This window comes from Leminorella grimontii (assembly GCF_039789245.1).
Taxonomy (GTDB): Bacteria; Pseudomonadota; Gammaproteobacteria; order Enterobacterales; family Enterobacteriaceae; genus Leminorella; species Leminorella grimontii.
Map to the genome: position 1 here is coordinate 3,838,577 of NZ_CP146357.1, position 18,582 is coordinate 3,857,158.

At 54.7% G+C, this 18,582-nt stretch carries 14 protein-coding genes; 9 read left to right on the forward strand and 5 right to left on the reverse strand.

What is annotated here, in order from left to right; genetic code table 11:
• The first annotated feature begins 170 nt into the window (after nt 1–170).
• The 7 genes from purB (at nt 171) to V8L73_RS17680 (ending at nt 7,709) form a co-directional block, all read left to right on the forward strand.
• The gene (gene purB / locus V8L73_RS17650; RefSeq protein WP_347253616.1) at nt 171–1,523 is read left to right on the forward strand and encodes an adenylosuccinate lyase; all 1,353 of its coding nucleotides are present in this window, start codon (nt 171–173) and stop codon (nt 1,521–1,523) included.
• A gap of 177 nt (nt 1,524–1,700) precedes the next feature.
• On the forward strand, nt 1,701–3,104 hold the full coding sequence (locus tag V8L73_RS17655; RefSeq protein ID WP_027275760.1) for an anion permease: 1,404 nt from the start codon (nt 1,701–1,703) through the stop codon (nt 3,102–3,104).
• A 223-nt stretch (nt 3,105–3,327) separates the two neighbouring features.
• Nucleotides 3,328–5,136, forward strand: coding sequence for a fumarate reductase (quinol) flavoprotein subunit (frdA, locus tag V8L73_RS17660; protein WP_347253523.1), 1,809 nt, complete (start codon nt 3,328–3,330; stop codon nt 5,134–5,136).
• Nucleotides 5,129–5,863, forward strand: a complete 735-nt coding sequence (locus V8L73_RS17665; protein WP_027275858.1) for a succinate dehydrogenase/fumarate reductase iron-sulfur subunit — start codon at nt 5,129–5,131, stop codon at nt 5,861–5,863. Before frdA ends, V8L73_RS17665 begins: the two co-directional genes overlap by 8 nt.
• Nucleotides 5,864–5,880: 17 nt before the next feature.
• Nucleotides 5,881–6,270, forward strand: coding sequence for a fumarate reductase subunit FrdC (gene frdC / locus V8L73_RS17670; protein ID WP_036038274.1), 390 nt, complete (start codon nt 5,881–5,883; stop codon nt 6,268–6,270).
• Nucleotides 6,271–6,283: 13 nt separating this feature from the next.
• The gene (gene frdD, locus V8L73_RS17675) at nt 6,284–6,640 is read left to right on the forward strand and encodes a fumarate reductase subunit FrdD (protein ID WP_166792024.1); all 357 of its coding nucleotides are present in this window, start codon (nt 6,284–6,286) and stop codon (nt 6,638–6,640) included.
• Nucleotides 6,641–7,016: 376 nt separating this feature from the next.
• Nucleotides 7,017–7,709, forward strand: a complete 693-nt coding sequence (locus tag V8L73_RS17680) for an NYN domain-containing protein (RefSeq protein ID WP_027275623.1) — start codon at nt 7,017–7,019, stop codon at nt 7,707–7,709.
• 61 nt (nt 7,710–7,770) lie between these two features.
• Here V8L73_RS17680 and V8L73_RS17685 read toward each other — a convergent pair whose 3' ends face one another.
• From V8L73_RS17685 to hypF, 3 genes are all read right to left on the reverse strand, one after another.
• Nucleotides 7,771–10,581: a S8 family serine peptidase gene (locus V8L73_RS17685; protein ID WP_347253617.1), complete on the reverse strand. Its 2,811-nt coding sequence runs from the start codon at nt 10,579–10,581 to the stop codon at nt 7,771–7,773.
• A 677-nt stretch (nt 10,582–11,258) separates the two neighbouring features.
• Complete coding sequence (locus V8L73_RS17690; protein ID WP_347253618.1) at nt 11,259–12,422, reverse strand: hypothetical protein; 1,164 nt, start codon at nt 12,420–12,422, stop codon at nt 11,259–11,261.
• 72 nt (nt 12,423–12,494) lie between these two features.
• The gene (gene hypF, locus V8L73_RS17695) at nt 12,495–14,774 is read right to left on the reverse strand and encodes a carbamoyltransferase HypF (RefSeq protein WP_347253619.1); all 2,280 of its coding nucleotides are present in this window, start codon (nt 14,772–14,774) and stop codon (nt 12,495–12,497) included.
• A gap of 216 nt (nt 14,775–14,990) precedes the next feature.
• Between hypF and coaA the strand changes: the two genes are divergently transcribed.
• Nucleotides 14,991–15,944 carry a type I pantothenate kinase gene (gene coaA / locus V8L73_RS17700; protein ID WP_027275619.1) on the forward strand — a complete coding sequence of 318 codons (954 nt, stop codon included), beginning with the start codon at nt 14,991–14,993 and terminating at the stop codon, nt 15,942–15,944.
• A 7-nt stretch (nt 15,945–15,951) separates the two neighbouring features.
• Complete coding sequence (locus tag V8L73_RS17705; protein WP_347253620.1) at nt 15,952–16,554, forward strand: hypothetical protein; 603 nt, start codon at nt 15,952–15,954, stop codon at nt 16,552–16,554.
• 9 nt (nt 16,555–16,563) lie between these two features.
• Here the strand turns inward: V8L73_RS17705 and birA are convergent, their stop codons facing one another.
• Both birA and murB read right to left on the reverse strand, forming a co-directional pair.
• The gene (gene birA / locus V8L73_RS17710) at nt 16,564–17,532 is read right to left on the reverse strand and encodes a bifunctional biotin--[acetyl-CoA-carboxylase] ligase/biotin operon repressor BirA (protein ID WP_347253621.1); all 969 of its coding nucleotides are present in this window, start codon (nt 17,530–17,532) and stop codon (nt 16,564–16,566) included.
• Nucleotides 17,529–18,566 (reverse strand): UDP-N-acetylmuramate dehydrogenase, encoded by a 1,038-nt coding sequence (gene murB, locus V8L73_RS17715; RefSeq protein WP_027275616.1) that lies wholly within the window; start codon nt 18,564–18,566, stop codon nt 17,529–17,531. Before murB ends, birA begins: the two co-directional genes overlap by 4 nt.
• Nucleotides 18,567–18,582: the final 16 nt, after the last annotated feature.

Consider the following 18,582-nt stretch of genomic DNA (forward strand, 5'->3'; position numbering starts at 1 on the left):
AATTTTTGTATGGCTTTCTGTTTTTAACAAGTTTAACGTTAAAGTCAACGTAATCAGGAAGAGGTAGAAAAGCCGCTGTCATCACCCTGCGACTTCCTTCCCCACCGCTTCCTGATTATTTTTCCCTCTCAACTTTAACGTTAAACTTAGCGATAACACGGAGAAATATAATGAACTCAACGGTAATCGACAGTCAGGTTTTTGGCCCCCTTTTCAGCACAAAAGAGATGCGCGACATCTTCAGCGATCGCAACCTGGTACAAAAGTGGCTGGATACCGAAGCCGCACTGGCTAAGGCTGAAGGCGAGCTGGGCATTATCCCCAAAGACGCCATGACTGAAATTTGCAGCAAGGCCAACGCCGACCTGCTGGACATCCCCTCCATCGGCGAATTTTATAAAAGTTCTATTACCATCGTTCCCCTGCTTAAGGCGTTTAAAGCCGAGCTTAACAACAACGCCGGCGAATTCGTTCACTGGGGAGCAACCAGTCAGGACATCGTAGACACCGGTCTGGTGCTGCAAATTCGCGAAGCTCACGCCGTACTGCTGAAAAAAGTGCGCCAGTGTGAAGAGGCCTGCTACGGGCTGGCGGAAAAATACCGCGACGTGGTGATGGCCGGACGCACACATGTTCAGCACGCACTCCCCATCACCATGGGATTCAAGGCCGCCGGCTGGGCCGCCGAGTTTGCCCGCCATACCGCTCGCCTGAATGAAATCACGCCGCGCCTGTTCGTCGGTCAGTTCTCCGGCGCCGTTGGCACTCTCGCCTCTCTGGAAACCGAGGGGCTCAAGGTTCAAGAACGCATGATGAAAGAGCTTGGCCTTGCCGCGCCGGACATCGCCTGGCACTCCTCTCGCGACAATATTGCCGAATTTATCAGCGTACTGGCGCTGGTTGCCGGAACGATCGGCAAAGTGACCCGTGAAGTTCTGACGCTGCAGCGCACCGAAATCGGCGAACTGGAAGAGCCGTTCTTCATGGGTAAGGTAGGAAGCAGCACCATGCCGCACAAGCGCAACCCTCAGGTGTGTGAAAACGTCATCGCCTTAACCCGCAGCGTTCGCGCGTTAGCGCCGCTGGCCGTCGAAGCCATGAACTGTGAAAACGAGCGCGACTGGAGCTGTGAAATCGCCGAATGGGACTTCGTACAGCGCGCCTGTCATCTGCTGGACGCAGCGCTGGAAAAGAGCGTCGACATTCTGGAGAACCTTATTGTCTATCCGGAAAAAATGGAGAAAAACCTGAGCTGTCTGAAAGGCCTGATGCTGTCCGAGTCCGTTATGATGCACCTTGGCGCCAAGATGGGCCGCCTGACCGCCCATGAAATCGTCTACACCATCTGCATGGACGCTTTCGAAAAAGGCATAGCAATGGAAGACGCGCTGATGGGCCACCCTGAAGTTATGCAGTTCTTCACCAGGGAAGAGATCAAAGACATGCTCAACCCGCATAACTATATCGGGCTTGCGACCACCTTCGTCGATCGCGTGTTAGCCAAACGCCCAAGCGTGAAATAACCCACCGGGGCCTCGTTCTCACGCACGACGGAGCGGGGTATCTATATCACTCGCGGGTTGTCGTTACCCGAACCGCCGCAGCGGGAGAAAGGCCTGACGCCTTTCCCCCGGAGATTTGTACATCTTCGCTGTGGCAATAGGCCGGGTCGCGCCCCGCACTGCGGAGGTCTCCGTCATATGTCTAACAATATAATAAAAGGTGCGATCACCGTCCTCATTGGCCTTATCCTCTGGTTTATTCCCGTACCCGAGGGGCTAACGCCTCAGGCGTGGCATCTGTTCGCTCTGATGGTCGCCATTATCATCGGATTTATTCTTCAGCCCGTTCCCGTCGGCGCCGTCGCATTTATCGGCATCACCGCCATTGTCTTAACCGATACGTTAAAGCTCTCTGAAGCGCTGTCAGGCTTCAGTTCCAGCGCCATTTGGCTTATCGTCGCTGCCTTTCTGTTTGCCCGCGGCTTCATTAAAACGGGGCTGGGCCGTCGTATTGCCTATATCATCCTGCGGGCCATCGGCGACAGTACGCTAAAGGTCGGCTACGCGTTGGCGCTCAGCGATCTAATCCTGGCGCCGGCCACTCCCTCCAGCGCAGCCAGAGCGGGAGGCATCATATTCCCCATTGCCCGCAGCCTCTCTTCGGCGCTGGATTCCGAACCGGGTCCGACCAGCCGTAAAGCGGGCGCTTACTTTTTACAGGTGATTTACCAGACGGAAGCCGTCGTCTGCGCCATGTTCCTGACCGCCATGGCGGGTAACCCAATGATCGTGGAACTGGCAGCTAAAACCATCGGCGTTGAAATCACCTGGGGCACCTGGGCGCTGGCCGCCTGCGTGCCGGGGCTTATCGCCTTCATTGTTATCCCTTGGTTGATGTACGTCGTCTATCCACCCGAACTGAAAAAGATCCCGCAGGCCAAAGTCATCGCAAGGGAAGAGCTGGAAAAAATGGGCGCAGTGACGCTGCACGAAAAGATCCTGGCGGTCGTTTTTCTGGTTTCGCTGCTTTTGTGGTGCACGTCGGGATGGAACGGGCTTAACGCGACGACTGTCGCTATGCTCGCCGTTTCTTGCCTGCTGGTGACTCAGGTGCTGACGTGGGAAAACGTCGTTAAGGAAACCGGCGCATGGGATACGCTGATTTGGATGGGCAGCCTGGTTGGGCTCGCAGCACAGCTGTCCACTAAGGGCTTCATTCCCTGGTTTGCCGACGTCGCCAGCCATTCGATGAGCGGCTACTCGTGGATTACGACGCTGTTTTTACTGGTCGTCATCTACATGTATTCCCACTATGCGTTCGCCAGCCTGACTGCGCATATTTCCGCGATGTACGCCGCATTTATCGCCGTAGCCGTCGCGGCGGGAGCGCCTCCTTACCTGGTAGCTTTGGCGCTGGCCTTTACGGCGAACATCTGTTTACCCATCACCCATTACAGCGGCGCACCGGGCCCAATTTACTACGGCGCGGGCTACATCGATCTGCGAACCTGGTGGAAAATAGGCTTTCTGTTTTCCGTTGTTAACCTCGCCATTTGGGTCGGCGTAGGCTCCATCTGGTGGAAAGCGTTGGGACTATGGTAAAAAAATAGCGCCAGTAGAAATCAATAAAATAAATTAAAATAATTAACCTTATGCTTAATATGGTAAATTACACGATATTTTACAGTTTATACGCCAAAAGAGTGACCTGAATGCCATATTAAGCACTTTACCTCGGCTATAATATTCCAGTTCATTATGGTCATTTACATACAAAAATAATTCTTTTATTTAACACTTAAACCGGAACAATTGGAGGAATGCAGTGCAAACCTTTAACGCCGACATCGCTATTATCGGGGCCGGGGGCGGAGGCCTGCGCGCAGCCATCGCCGCCGCCGAAGCCAACCCCAACGCTACCATTGCGCTGATTTCTAAAGTCTATCCCATGCGCAGCCACACCGTCGCTGCCGAAGGCGGCTCCGCCGCCGTCATCCGCGACGACGACAGCTTCGAACTTCACTTCCACGACACCGTCGCCGGCGGTGACTGGCTTTGCGAGCAGGACGTCGTCCAGTACTTCGTCGAGAACAGCCCCCGTGAAATGGTTCAGCTCGAGCAGTGGGGATGCCCCTGGAGCCGCAAGCCCGACGGCGCCGTCAACGTCCGCCGCTTCGGCGGAATGAAGGTCGAGCGCACCTGGTTCGCCGCCGACAAGACCGGCTTCCACATGCTCCATACCCTGTTCCAGACCTCGCTCAAGTACCCCAACATCAAGCGCTTCGACGAGCACTTCGTCCTCGACCTGCTCTCCGATGAAGGCCACGTCCGCGGCCTCGTCGCCATGAACATGATGGAAGGCACCCTGGTGCAAATCCGCGCCAACGCCGTCGTTATGGCGACCGGCGGCGCCGGTCGCGTCTATCGCTACAACACCAACGGCGGTATCGTCACCGGCGACGGCATGGGCATGGCCTTCCGTCACGGCGTCCCGCTACGCGACATGGAGTTCGTTCAGTATCACCCTACCGGCCTGCCCGGCTCCGGTATCCTGATGACCGAAGGCTGCCGCGGCGAAGGCGGCATCATGGTCAACAAGGACGGCTACCGCTACCTGCAGGACTACGGTCTCGGACCTGAAACCCCGCTCGGCCAGCCCCAGAACAAGTACATGGAACTCGGCCCCCGCGACAAGGTCTCTCAGGCCTTCTGGCACGAATGGCGCGCCGGTCGCACCATCCCGACCCCGCGCGGCGACGTCGTTTACCTTGACCTGCGCCATCTGGGCGAGAAGAAGCTGCTCGAGCGCCTGCCGTTCATCTGCGAACTGGCCAAGGCCTACGTCGGCGTCGACCCGGTGAAAGAGCCTATCCCGGTGCGTCCGACCGCGCACTACACCATGGGCGGCATCGAGACTAACCAGCAGTGTGAGACCCGTCTGGCCGGCCTGTTCGCCGTCGGCGAATGTTCTTCCGTCGGCATGCACGGCGCCAACCGCCTGGGCTCCAACTCGCTGGCCGAGCTGGTGGTCTTTGGTCGCGTCGCCGGCGAGCACGCCCTTGAGCGCGCCAAGACCGCCAACGCCGCCAACGGCTCCGCGCTGGACGCACAGGCGTCCGACATCGAAGCCCGCCTGCACGCCCTGCTCAAGCAGGAAGGCACCGAGAACTGGGCCGATATCCGCGACGAGATGGGCACCAGTATGGAAGAAGGCTGCGGTATCTACCGTACCGAAGAGCTGATGCAAAAGACCGTCGACAAGCTCACCGAGCTGAAAGACCGCTACAAGCGCGTTCGCATCACCGACCGCACCAGCGTCTTCAATACCGACCTGCTTTACACCATCGAGCTGGGCCACAGCCTTGACGTGGCCGAATGTATGGCTCACTCCGCCCTGCTGCGTCGCGAATCCCGCGGAGCGCACCAGCGTCTGGACGAAGGCTGCACCGAGCGTGACGACGTCAACTTCCTCAAGCACTCGCTGGCCTTCTACAACCCTGAAGGCGGCGCGCCGCGCATTGACTACAGCGACGTGAAGATTACCACCCTGCCGCCGGCCAAGCGCGTCTATGGCGCTGAAGCCGAAGCCCAGGCGAAAGAAGAAGCACTGAAGAAGGAGCAGGCGAATGTCTGAGATGAACACCCTCAAAGTAGAAGTCATGCGCTATAACCCCGAGCATGACGCCGAGCCGCGCTTCGAGGCCTACGATGTGCCTTACGATGCGTCCACCTCGCTGCTGGATGCGCTGGGCTACATCAAGGACCATCTGGCGCCCGACCTCTCCTACCGCTGGTCCTGCCGGATGGCTATCTGCGGCTCCTGCGGCATGATGGTCAACAAGGTGCCCAAGCTTGCCTGTAAAACCTTCCTGCGCGACTACCCGCAGGGCATGAAGGTCGAAGCCCTGGGCAACTTCCCCATCGAGCGCGACCTGGTGGTCGACATGACCCACTTCATTGAGAGCCTGGAGGCCATCAAGCCTTACATCATCAATGACGCGCTCAAGCCCGAGAACGGCCCGACCCTGCAGACCCCGGCGCAGATGGAGAAATACCATCAGTTCTCCGGCTGCATCAACTGCGGCCTGTGCTACGCCGCCTGCCCGCAGTTCGGTCTGAACCCCGAATTTATCGGGCCGGCCGTGATTACGCTGGGCCACCGCTATAACCTCGACACCCGCGACAAGGGCAAGAAGGCGCGGATGAAGCAGCTTAACGGCAAGAACGGCGTGTGGAGCTGTACTTTTGTGGGCTATTGCTCTGAAGTCTGTCCGAAGCACGTGGACCCGGCGTCGGCTATCCAACAGGGTAAGGCCGAGAGCGCCAAAGACTTTATGATTGCCATGCTGAAGCCCCAGTAAGGGAGTAGGAGACGATGATGATGACCAAACGTAAACCCTATGTCCGTGAGATGAAGGCTTCCTGGTGGAAGAACCTGGGGTTCTATAAGTTCTATATGTTCCGCGAACTCACTGCCGTGCCGGCGGTGTGGTTCAGCATTGTGGTGCTGATTGGGGTATTCTCCTTAAGAAGCCTGGAAAGCTGGGCCGGTTTTGTCGGCTTTTTACAAAACCCGCTGGTGATGCTGCTAAACATCATCACGCTGGTGATGGGCGTGGTGCACACCAAGACCTGGTTTGACCTGGCGCCGAAGGCGGTGAACATCGTCAAGGGCGATGAGAAGATGAGTCCGAAGCCGATGATTGCCGGCATGTGGGCAGTGACGGCGGTGGTAACCGTGATTATTCTGGCCGTGGCGCTGGTGTAAGGAGGGGAATGAAATGATTGACCAAAACCCTAAGCGTTCTGACGAACCGGTATTCTGGGGCCTGTTTGGCGCGGGCGGCATGTGGAGCGCGATTGTCGCACCCGCGATTATTCTTCTGGTGGCGATTATTCTGCCGCTGGGCTGGGCGCCTGAAGCGCTGAGCTATCCGAGAATACTGGCCTTCTGTCAGAGCTTCATTGGCCGGGTGTTCCTGCTGCTGATGATTATTCTGCCGGTATGGTGCGGGCTGCACCGCATGCACCACATGAGCCACGACCTGAAGCTGCACATCCCTGCGGGCAAGCTGGTGTTTTACGGCATTGCCAGCGTGTTGAGCATTCTGGCGATTGTTGGCGTGTTTATGTTGTAAAAGGCATGCTGTAACAGGCCGTCAGGCTTTATCTGAAGACAAGGCGCTCCGCATTCGGGGCGCTTTTTTATGTTTAAACAACTGGCCCCCAAAATTGTCCCCTTATGAGTGAGAGCTATCCATAACAAAGGGTCATCATCTTATTCCCCGACCAAAGTTAAAAATGCTATCCATCGTCCAATTTTCTTTTGACGAGTTGCCAAAAGAAATGTTTCTGGTATCAATATCGTATAAATAAAGTACTCGCTTTCTTTGACTCCCAAGTCAACTAGCTTTACACTTCATACAAATAGCACCCCATAGAGTACGAGCTCACCAAATAGTGAGCATTCCGAAATATGGGGTTTTTTATTTCAAATAAAATAGGGACATTTTATTGAAGACAGCAATACTGGTAGACGGTAGTTTCTTCATTAAGCGTTATCGAACGCTTTATCCCAATTGGCGAGATAAAAGCGCTAATCAAATCGCCCGTGATTTATACGCTGGCCTATTGGGCGATCTGCGCAAAGCAAACAGGAAACACATTACCCCGGATCTATACCGCATCTTTTTCTATGACTGTCCGCCATTAGAGAAGCGCGCTCAGAATCCAGTGTCAAAACAGGGATTTAATTTCTCTGACACTCCTGAAGCCCATTTTAGGAAAGAATTTCACAATGAACTACGGCAATTTAGAAAGATTGCCCTTCGAATGGGGCGCATAGCAGATGAAGGCCAGTGGGTTATTACACCAGCGAAAACTAAGGAGCTGCTAAATGGCAAGATCCTCATCGAACAGCTCACAGAAAATGACGTCAGGTATGAAACCAGACAAAAGGGCGTCGATATGAAAATAGGCCTAGACATATCATCACTGGCCCATAATAAAAACGTTGAACAAATTATTCTGATTGCAGGAGACAGTGATTTTGTACCAGCAGCCAAACTGGCAAGGCGTGAAGGCATTGACTTCGTGCTCGATCCCATGTGGAACCACATCAATCCAGATCTGCATGAGCATATAGATGGTTTGGTATCTTCATGGCCAAAACCTTCTCTCCAATCCCAAAAACATAAACCCCAGTAGCCCTTTACTTTGACGGCTACTGGGGTAATTGTTGACAGGAAAAATAGCAACAACGCTTCTATCAGAACGTAAACGTAAAGCCCATATTCACAGAGTTCACGTTCTGCGCATCGCTGAAGTACTGTTCATAGAGCAGGTTCAGCATCATTTGGTCGTTTAGCAGCCATTCAAAGCCGCTGCCCACCATCATGGCGTCTCGCGGCAGCTCGGCGCCTTTCAGCGGCATGTACTGATTAACGCCGGTGAAGCTGGCGCTGTAGCGCTCATTGCTCTGAGCCACGGCGCGCTGGTAGTGCGTTTTCGCCGTCAGGTTAACGCGGCCTTTATCCCCCATGTCCCAGCCGTAGCCGGCGCGTATGCCCATACCAGCCTGCAGGCGATCGGTCGTTTGGGACTTGGCCTGTAGGCCAAAGCCGGAGGCGCCGTTCTCTTTAAATCCGTCCTGCTTCAGGTTGATATATTGCGTATCGACAAAGGGCGTTACCTGCCAGTTATCGCCTTTCACCCGATAGCCCACTTCGCTGCCGACGGTAAAGTAATTGCCGCTCTGATCGCTGCTGACGCGCTCAGAGTTCGTACCCAGCAGCAGAGTGCGCTTCTGGCGACCGTCGTAATACCCTGATGCGACGCGCCCGGTCACATAGTAAGCGTCAAACATCTTGCCGCCGTACAGGGAGGCTTCGCCAACGGTGCCGCTATTGTATTCAGAACCGCGGCTCAGGCTGCCGTAGGTATCGCTGCGCGTTAACGATGAGCCGATGAAGGTGTTTTTATCCAGGAAAACGTCATTTCCCATAACCCAACCGTTCATAGAGTAGTTCACGCCGGAGAAACCGCCTCCCGTCATGCTGCTCTGGTAATTGACGTTCTGCGTCCAGCTGCTGCTGACCGGCGCATCCATAAGCTGTGCGATATGGTCGGAAACCTGGCGACTGTTTACGTTTACCGCCTGCAACGTCATAGCGCGGCTAGCGGCAGGCAGCTGCCCGGACAGGCTTTCCAAAGAGGCCTGCGCTATCTGCGGCGTAGGTGACTGCTGCAGGCTGGCGGCTGCCTTCAGGAACTCGCTATCCTTCACGCTGCTTGGTGATGGAGATGCGCTGTTCTGAGCATCCAGAAGGGTAAACGCCTGTTCTACCCTCGCAGCGCCAGAGCTGGCTGCCGCGGTATATTCAATGCCGGAGACGCTGGCGGTGTTTACCCGCTGAACGTTCAGCCATGCCTGATTGCTGTTGTAACCCACCGTCGCATCAAGGAACACGCCGGATGCCTTGGTAAAGGTATTGAAGGTACCCTGGAGGCCGCCCTGAGCGTAGAGCACTTCCTGCTGGGTTTTCGTCACGTAGCCCTGAGGAACGCTCAATACGTGCAGGTTGCCGGCAACGTTCGCCGTTCCCTGTACGTTCAACGTGGAGCCCAACACGATCGCCAGCTGGCCATCAGACGTTTGCGTATAGTTGCTGCTAAACGTGGTTACGCCGTTTCGCAGTACGACGCTGCCCTGATTATAAACATTTCCGCCAACCTGCCGTACGTCCAGCGCGCCAAGTCTCCCAACGTTAACGGCAGAGGCAATGCGCTTTTCAGAAGCCAGCGTACCGCCCAGAACGTTTGTCGTTCCTCTGTAGGTCGCATTTTCCGTCAGAACCAGCGTACCAGAACCGTCTTTAGTCAGACCGCCGTTACCGCTTATCGGGTTACTCCAGGTTGAGGTGTAGCCGTTAAAGCTTACGGAGACGTCGCCCCAGTCAAACTTGGCCGGGCCTTTTACCGCCGCTGCCGCATTCAACAGACCGTAGCCGAAAGTGCTGTCAACGCCGGCGGAACCAATGTCGGTCGCCGTTCCCAACAGCGTCTGGCGAACCAGATCGTTGCTAAAGTAGGGAAATGCCTGCCAAACCAGCGCCGCTGCGCCAGATACCTGAGGCGCGGCAAAAGACGTACCGGAGACGGTGGTCATGTCGCCGTTGGCGGTCGTCACGGATACCGTACCGGGCGCCACCAGACAGTAGTTCATACTGATGCCGCAGGCGTTGGCGTAGGCAGCGAGCTTACCTGGGTTATTGGTGTCTACGGCGCTGACCACCAGCCACCCCTTTTCCAACTGAGCCGAAGGCGCCAGCGTCGGCAGCGTCGCTATTTGAGTAGGATTAGCCTCGCCGTCGTTTCCACTGGCGAATACCACCAGGCCGCCTCGGGTTTTCACAAAATTCTGATAGGCGTTAACGTAATTGTTGGTCGTAGCGGTATCGGAAGCGCTCCACTCAGGCATGCTCCACGAGTTATTGAGAATTTTCGCCCCAGCGTCGGCTACGTCATAGTTGACGCGGGTCAGCGAATATCCCTGAGTCCCGGCTGACGTCGGCGTATCAGAAATGATTCGCGCACTAACGATGGACGCGCCAGGCGCAGTGCCGCCAGAAAAGTCGCCGACGCGCTGACCGGCGATTACCTGAGCTACCATGGTGCCATGGCCGCGAACGTCTCCAACGCTGGTATTGTTCGTTGCAGGATCGACGTAGGTCAACGATTTGATTACGACGCTTTGAAGCGCTACGTTACTGGTTGATACGCCGCTGTCGATGAGGCCAACAATGACGCCCGCGCCGGTAAACCCAGCCTCTCTGGCCGCAGCAGCCTGAGTAATGAAAAGATTTCGGTTATAGGCATTTGGTGTAATCGGCGCTGTGGGCGAAATAATACCGTCCCGGTTTGACACTGACTGGTTTCCCGAACCGACATTACTGGAGTTGTTATTCCCGCCGCCGCCACCACCACCGCCGCCGCCGCCACAGGCGGAAAGCGCCATAATGAGAAGGGAAGAGCCGGTAACATAGAACGTTTGCTTTAATAGTGGTCTTTTTGAGGACATAATAAGCCCTTAGCGACCAACGGAGGGTCGTCTATAAGCAATTAAACAGTCCTTGAATTCCGCAAATAATAGTTGTTATTTCGGCTTTCAAATATAAGTCATCCCTCCCCCAGAAGACCTTCCCGCCGGTTTTTTGGAGGTAATACTTATTGAATAACGATGTTAAGTTGCTTATTGACTAACCCTATCAAACTCCTGGCAACGACACTTTTATTAATTATCCTTAATTAAAGATTAGATGTCTCTTATTGTAACGTCAAATTTCCAAGTGAAAAAAGTAACAAAAAAATAACATTTCTTTCTATTCAAACAGTTACATTTTGAAATAAAAATGCACCAATTTAACATATTGATAAATAAATATTTTTTCAAAAATTCATTCGCACAAGAAGGATATTAAGGTATCTTTTATTTGTAATGAAAACATAAAATTTAACAAAAAATCAAACTCACAAATTATAGAAGACCAAAAAAGCGCTCATTATTTCTATGGTTTTATATTTTTGAACACAAATTACTTTATGGACTTAAACGGCTAAACTCAGGATATAAGAAAAGTTTTATAGAAATAGTTTATTGTCGATCAAAAAACAACCAACAATAATAGTGGCAAAAGAAAATACTTTTCAGATTGTGATGCGTTTCATCCGAACTGAAAATAGTTACAAAAAGGGTAGTTAATCAGAGAATGAAAACCGTCCAGGATGCCGTTTAATTTCTCGATAGGGGATCGTCGCCCACTCGGGATATTCGCAGGAGCGCGCTACACGAGGGAATGAAGGACTAAAGAGAATTCCTTCCGACGTAAAATGCCAATTCACAAATGCCCAATACTCTTGCGTATGATAATCACATTCTTCATTTTTCAACATGGATTTTGGATGTAACTCCGACATCTTCTTGACTAACCAAGGAGCGAGAATGTGAGAACGGTAATCGGAAAAATCGCTGAAAGTAGAATTTGAGCTTCCCTGAGCGTCATAATAAACGGGTTCCCCCTTTCCCAGCCACAGCACGTCTTCTAAAGAGAGCTCGCGGGCCTGCTTCACGTCAAGATTAATCGGAAAATCGCCAAAGTCAGGGTGCGCTCCGCCGCAGTAAAAGTGGGTGAACACCTTGGCGCTGAGCACATTTTCCGAAAAATAGGTTGGGGTTACGGTTTGAGTGAAATCAGCCTGGCCGACGCTGGTTTGCAGTCCGCCGTATAGGCAGCTGTGGTAGTTAACGACCTCTTTCCACAGGCGATCGCGCAAGTGCGCATTGATCTTTTTAAGCGACGCCTGTGGATATCCTGATAAAACGCTAAACAGGCGAATGCCAGACACCGGCTCTCGCCACCACTGCAGCCGATATCCCATAAACGTCTGCTCCCGCTCTTTCATCAAAGATGAAGCAGCGATGCGCTGGTAGTCATAGGGATTTTCACGGCGCAGCGCCTGAAGATAAAGCGTATCGTCTTTATGATCTTCGAGCTGCGGCTGCAGCGTTAAGTTTACCACTAAGCGTTTACCGCCAACGCCGCGCCATTCTCCCTTCAGAGAGCCGTCAGAACCAGGGGATAGCGTCATAGCAGAAGGATTCTTTTCTACCTGTCGATTTTCATACAGCGTGAAGCTGCCGTCCGCGCTTCGAACGCCCGACAGGGCAATATCGTTACGATAACGCTGATAAAAATAGCGGCCGGTGACGTTAGGCTCATCGTCAACGGACAGTTCCACCACCACGGACTGAGCGCCAATGGTGCCGAGGTACACGTCACGGTGCTCACCGTCAGCATAAGCCGGGAAGAAAGAAGATAGCCAAAGGCATGCGGCGAATAACGCCAACGCTAAATTTTTCATAATACATTGTTATTTATAGTTAAAATAAATGTTAGCTCTGCCGTAATCAAACGGTCAGATAAGTATAGACGCTTAACGGCGAGACGCTGCAACAATAGCCTGCCCTAACGCCAAGCCACCGTCGCCCATCGGCAGCCGTTCGGGATAAATAACCCGTAATCCCTCAAGACGCTCAACCAATAGCGTCCGCAGCAGGCGGTTGTGAACAACGCCGCCCGCCAGCGCAACGGTTGAAACGCCGTGCCGCTGCGCGAAGGCTCTGGCCATGTCCGCCATGCCGTTCGCCAGCGCCTGGTGAAAGGCGAATGCGCGGTCGGCCATCGGTGCGCGATAAGCTAACCATTGCCGCCAGAACGTCGCCAGATCCAGCGTTTCCCCACTAAACGACATCGTTACCGGATGGTCCCGGTTACAGCAGCACTGGCGGGCTATTGCCTCCAACCGGCAGGCCGCTTCCCCTTCCCAGCTAATACCGTTCGGCGAGACAGACATCGCGGCCGCGACGGCGTCGAACAGTCGACCGCACGAGGACGCTTGCGGGGAGTTCAGCCCCCGCTCGATAGCTACGGCCAACGGCTGCCAGGGTTGCGCCAATACGACCGATGCCTCCGGATAGCTTTGCCAGTCGGGCACGAAACGCAGCCACTGGGCGAGAAGGTTGCGCCACGGCTCCTGTGACGCCCTGTCGCCGCCCGGCATCGCGACGGCGGGCAAGCCGCCGAGGCGCTGACACTGCCGGTAGTCCACCAGCAGGCACTCGCCGCCCCATAGTTGCCCGCTTTCGCCGTATCCCAGCCCGTCCAGCGCCAGGCCGATCGCTGGCCCATCCTCTTTGCGCCAGCCGTGCTCCGCCATCGTTGCGGCGATGTGGGCGTGATGGTGTAAAACCTCTATCAGCGGCAGGCTTTCTTTTTCTGCTAGCTCACGCCCCAGCCGATGGCTAACGTAGCCCGGGTGGGCGTCAACGGCAATAGCCGAAGGCGTAAAGCGGTAGATATCCTCAAACAGCGTTAAGGCAGAGCGATACTGTTGCTCAATATCGACGTCGTCCAAATCGCCAAGGTGCTGACTCAGCACCGCCGCGTTGCCTCGCAAAAGGCAAAACGCATTTTTTAAGTCCGCCCCCATGGCCAACAGCGGAGGAAGATCGTCAAATCCTGCCGGCAGCTCAATTGCATCAGGCACGTAGCCGCGCGAGCGGCGCAGCATCTCCGCGCGACCATGCTGCCAGCGAACTACCGAGTCGTCAGCGCGCTGCGCGATGTCCCGATTGTGCATTAAAAACAGGTCGGCGATATTTCCCAGATCCGCCAGCGCCTGTTCATTGGACAGCGCCGGGGGCTTGCCGGATGCATTGCCGGACGTCATCACCAGCGGTCTTCCCACTTTTGCCATCAGCAGGTGCTGTAGAGGATTTGCAGGCAACATCAGGCCGACCTCATCCAACCCGGGGCAAACGGCGCGACTTAAGGGCGAACCTAGCGACGTTTCTACCAGCACGATGGGCGCCGGGCCGCTTTGCAATAGCTGACGCAGAGCGGGCTCGTTTTCCCGACTGCAAAAGCTCAGCCAATCCGCCGAAGGCAGCATCACCGCCAGCGGCTTGGTGGGACGGCGCTTGCGCTTGCGTAAAAGGTTAACGGCATCATCGCTGGTCGCGTCGCAGGCCAGATGAAAACCGCCCAGCCCCTTAATCGCCAAAACGCCGCCGTTAAGCAGCAGCTCCGCCGCCTTTTCAATGGCGAGATCGCCGACGATGCCGGTCGGCTGAACGTCGCTTGCTTTGCTCAACCAAACGTACGGCCCGCAGACCGAACAGGCGTTAGGCTGCGCGTGAAAGCGCCTGTCTGCCGGAGACTCATATTCCATACGGCACTGGGGGCAAAGGGGAAAAGAGGCCATCGCGGTAAACGGGCGGTCATAGGGCATTTTGCGAATGATAGTGAAACGCGGCCCGCAGTGGGTGCAGTTGGTAAAAGGATAGCGGAAGCGCCGGTTGTCGCCGTCAAACAGCTCCTTCAGGCAGGCCGGACAGGTGGCCGCATCGGGGATAACCTGCGTATCCATCGGCCCTTCCCCACTGCTGCGGATCGAGAAGTCCGTCGGAGGAACGGGCCAGTCAAACGGCGTTGGCGTCACGCTTTCAATGCGCGCCAGCGGCGGGCAGCGAGCATAGAGCTGCTCCACAAAGCCGGCAGGAACGGCATCGGCCAGCAGGCGAACCAATACGCCTTCAGCGTCGTTGCAGACATCGCCCAGAAAGCACATTTCATGGGCCAATTGCCAAACATAGGGACGAAAGCCAACGCCCTGCACTTTGCCTTTAATCCTCAGTTGAATTCCACCAGGCACTTTGTCGCCCCCCCCTAAAAAACTGCGCGCAATGCGAACTATTTTGCACCCCGAAAGGCGTCGCCACCACTAAAAGATCCAAAGAAATTATGAACAAGGTGCGAAAAAAGCTGCCCTCATCGTCAAGATGTCTATAATAACTCCTTACGTCGGCTGATTTCCCAGTTCGACTCGTCGTGATATACGAGCAATATGGCCCTCAGGATGTAACGGTTTATGAACGACAAACAACAACTATTTGGCTTAAGCCCCTACATGGAATTCAGTCGTGAGCAGTGGGCGACGCTTCGAGACTCTGAACCGCTTACTCTGACCGAAGAGGAAATCATCAGCCTCAAGGGCATCAACGAAGACCTCTCACTGGACGAAGTCTCTGAGATTTATCTGCCTCTTTCTCGCCTGCTGAATTTTTATATCGACAGCAACCTGCAAAACCACGTTGTGTTGGAAAAGTTTCTCGGCGTCCAAAAACAGCGCGTTCCCTATATCATCAGCGTCGCCGGCAGCGTCGCCGTGGGCAAAAGCACCAGTGCGCGCGTGCTTCAGGCGCTGTTAAGCCGTTGGGCGAAAGGGCGGCGCGTAGAGCTGGTGACCACCGACGGCTTTTTGCTGCCAAACCAGACGCTGCGTGACCGTGACTTGATGAAGAAAAAGGGCTTTCCACAGTCCTACGACATAATGAACCTAGTGCGCTTCGTTTCAGAAATCAAATCGGGAAAAGCGCAGGTTGAGGCGCCGGTTTATTCTCACCTTATTTACGACATCATTCCCGGCGAAAAGCAGGTTATCGAACAGCCGGACATTTTGATTATTGAAGGACTAAACGTGCTGCAAAGCGGCATGGACTATCCGCAGTCGCCCCACCGGGTTTTCGTTTCGGACTTCGTCGACTTCTCGATTTACGTCGACGCTGAAGAAGAGCTACTGCGCCAGTGGTACATTAACCGCTTCCTTAAATTCCGTCAGGGCGCATTCTCCAACCCGGACTCCTACTTTCACAGCTACGCCAAGCTGTCGGAAGAACAGGCCATCAGCATTGCCGACGGCATCTGGCGAGAAATCAACGGGCTTAATCTACTGCAAAACATTCTGCCGACCCGTGAACGAGCAAGCCTCATTCTGACCAAGGGCGCGAACCACGCGGTTGAGCAGGTGAGGCTAAGGAAGTAAACTCGCCATGAAAAGCAGGGAAGCCATTGAGCGCTTTGTAGGTAAAAGAGGCTATATAAACCATCCTGAATACCGCGGCTTAATGATTGAGATGAGGTTTGAAGACTTTTCAGCCGATGACGTCGCGTATTTTGACAACCTCTATTTCTCAACAAAAGACATCTTCAGCCGTAAGCAAATTCTGAACGCCTTCGTCCTACGGTGTTTACAATATGATCTAAAAGATTTCTTTCTGTCTGCTTTTAAGAAAGAGCGCTATCTGGATATGCGGCTTACTGCGCTACGAGGCTATGCGGCCTACGCTATAGAGAAAGAGATCGCGCCATTAATGAAGCGTTTTCACGAAATCCTGATAAAAATCCCCGAACACACGCCCTACAACTACCAAGAATACGAAATGCTGCGCTCGCCCTTTGGGTTACCCTATCTGGTTGAACGCTACGGATACAGCTGCTTTAAAGAAACGATGGCGCAGTTGGATAAGCAATACGACGATATGCCTGATGCATGTAAAGGCTTTTTCACCCTGGACGAAAACGGGATGCATATTTCTTTACTTACGCCAGGGGAATGCAGCAAACGACTCGACAAACTTTTCGGCAGAAAATAGCTGTCAGTTCTATCTCCTGTCGTCGGGCCTTAGGGATATCTCACCGCCGATAAATGGCGTAACTTCACCGTTCTGCTCCAGCAGGAGCGCCCCCTGCTTGTCGATACCGCGCGCGATGCCGAAAATCTGGCGCTCTCCCATCAGAAGCTTTACCGGACGATCGATAAAGTTGTCCAGCGCGCGCCAGCGGGAAACAAACGGCGCAAGCCCCTGCTGTTCAAACTGGCCCAATGTATTTCTCAACGCCGTAAGCAGTCGGGCAACTAACAGATTGCGATCGATATTCAGGCCACCTTCCATCAGGTTGGCCCAGCGCTGATTTACCACGCTGCTGTCCGGATCGCGCATGGCAAGGTTGATGCCCGCGCCTATCACTACGTTGGCCGCATCGCCGGTTTTACCGGTCAGCTCAACCAGTATTCCCGCCAGCTTGCGGTCATTTATGTACAGATCGTTTGGCCATTTGACCTTCACTTCTTTAGCACCCAGTTCGCGCAGCACTTCGGCCATAACGATGCCCACCGCCAGGCTAAGCCCCACGGCAGCCGCCGGCCCCTGCTCCAGGCGCCAATACATCGAAAGATAAAGGTTAGAACCAAAGGGTGAGAACCACTGTCTGCCGCGTCGTCCCCGCCCGGCCTGCTGGAACTCGGCCACGCATGCCTCGCCGGAGCGAAGGGAGCCGATTCTGTCCATTAAATACTGGTTGGTAGAATCCACCACTGGCAGCACCGTGACGCCCCCTTCCGGCAGATTTTTGGCAATGGCTTCCGTATCCAAAAGTTGAAGCGGCGCGGCCAGGCTGTAGCCTTTGCCCGTTACGGTGAACACGTCCAGCCCCCAGTCGCGCAGGGTTTGCATATATTTATTAATTGCCGCGCGGCTCATGCCCAGCGCCTGACCAATCTGTTCGCCGGAATGAAATTCGCCGTCGGCAAGAATTTTCACCAGTTGAAGAGGTACTGCGATATTCTTCATGACAGCACCTCCACCGCGTTACGCTCGCCTTCGCGACCGATAAAGCGCACCTCTGGCTCCAGCCAGACGTTAAAGGTCTCGCCAACGCGGTTTCGAACGTAAGCCGCTAATTGCACCACGTCCTGCGGCGCAGCGTCTTGCTGGTTCACTAATACCAGCGCCTGCTGTGAGTGAACCGCCGCGCCGCCAATGGCATATCCTTTTAAATGACAGCGGTCGATAAGCCAACCGGCCGCCAGCTTTTCCTGACCGTCAGCCTGCGGATAGTGCGGCGCATTAGGATAGCGCGCCAAAATAGCGGCGAAGTCCGACGCACTGACCACCGGATTTTTGAAAAAGCTGCCCGCATTCCCTGTTATCGCCGGATCGGGCAGCTTGCTGGTGCGCATGGCGCAAACCGAATCAAACACCTGTGAAGGCGTTACCGTCGCTGGGTCTAGCGCACGCAGGTCGCCGTAGCTCAACACCGGCTGCCAGCGTTTCGGTAGCCGCAGTCCTACGGCGGTGATGGCATATCCATCGCGATAGCGGTGTTTGAACACGCTCTCACGGTAGCCAAACTCACATTCGTTCGCCGCCAGCCGATGCGTTTCACCGCTTTCCAGATTGAGCACGTCAACGTAGTCGCAGACGTCCTTTAACTCTACTCCGTAAGCGCCAATGTTTTGAATCGGCGCGGAACCTGCACAGCCGGGGATCAACGCCAGGTTTTCAAGCCCGCCTATCCCCAGCGAGAGCGTATGACGCACCAGTTCGTGCCAGTTTTCTCCGGCGCCCACGTGCAGCAGCCACGCATCAGAGGATTCCTTAACCTCAATCCCCTTGATGCGGTTGAGAATAATCCAGCCGCCGAAGTCTTCCAGAAACAGCATGTTGCTGCCGCTGCCCAACAGCAGCGTCGCTTTCCCCTCTCGCTTCGCGTCCCGCCAGGCGTTTTGCAAACGCGAAGCGGAATCGGCCTCAATAACGCGCTCGGCGTGGACCGGCAGCCCAAAGGTGTGCAGACGTTGGATAGAAACGAAGGAAGAAGACATAGCGAGTTCCAGATTG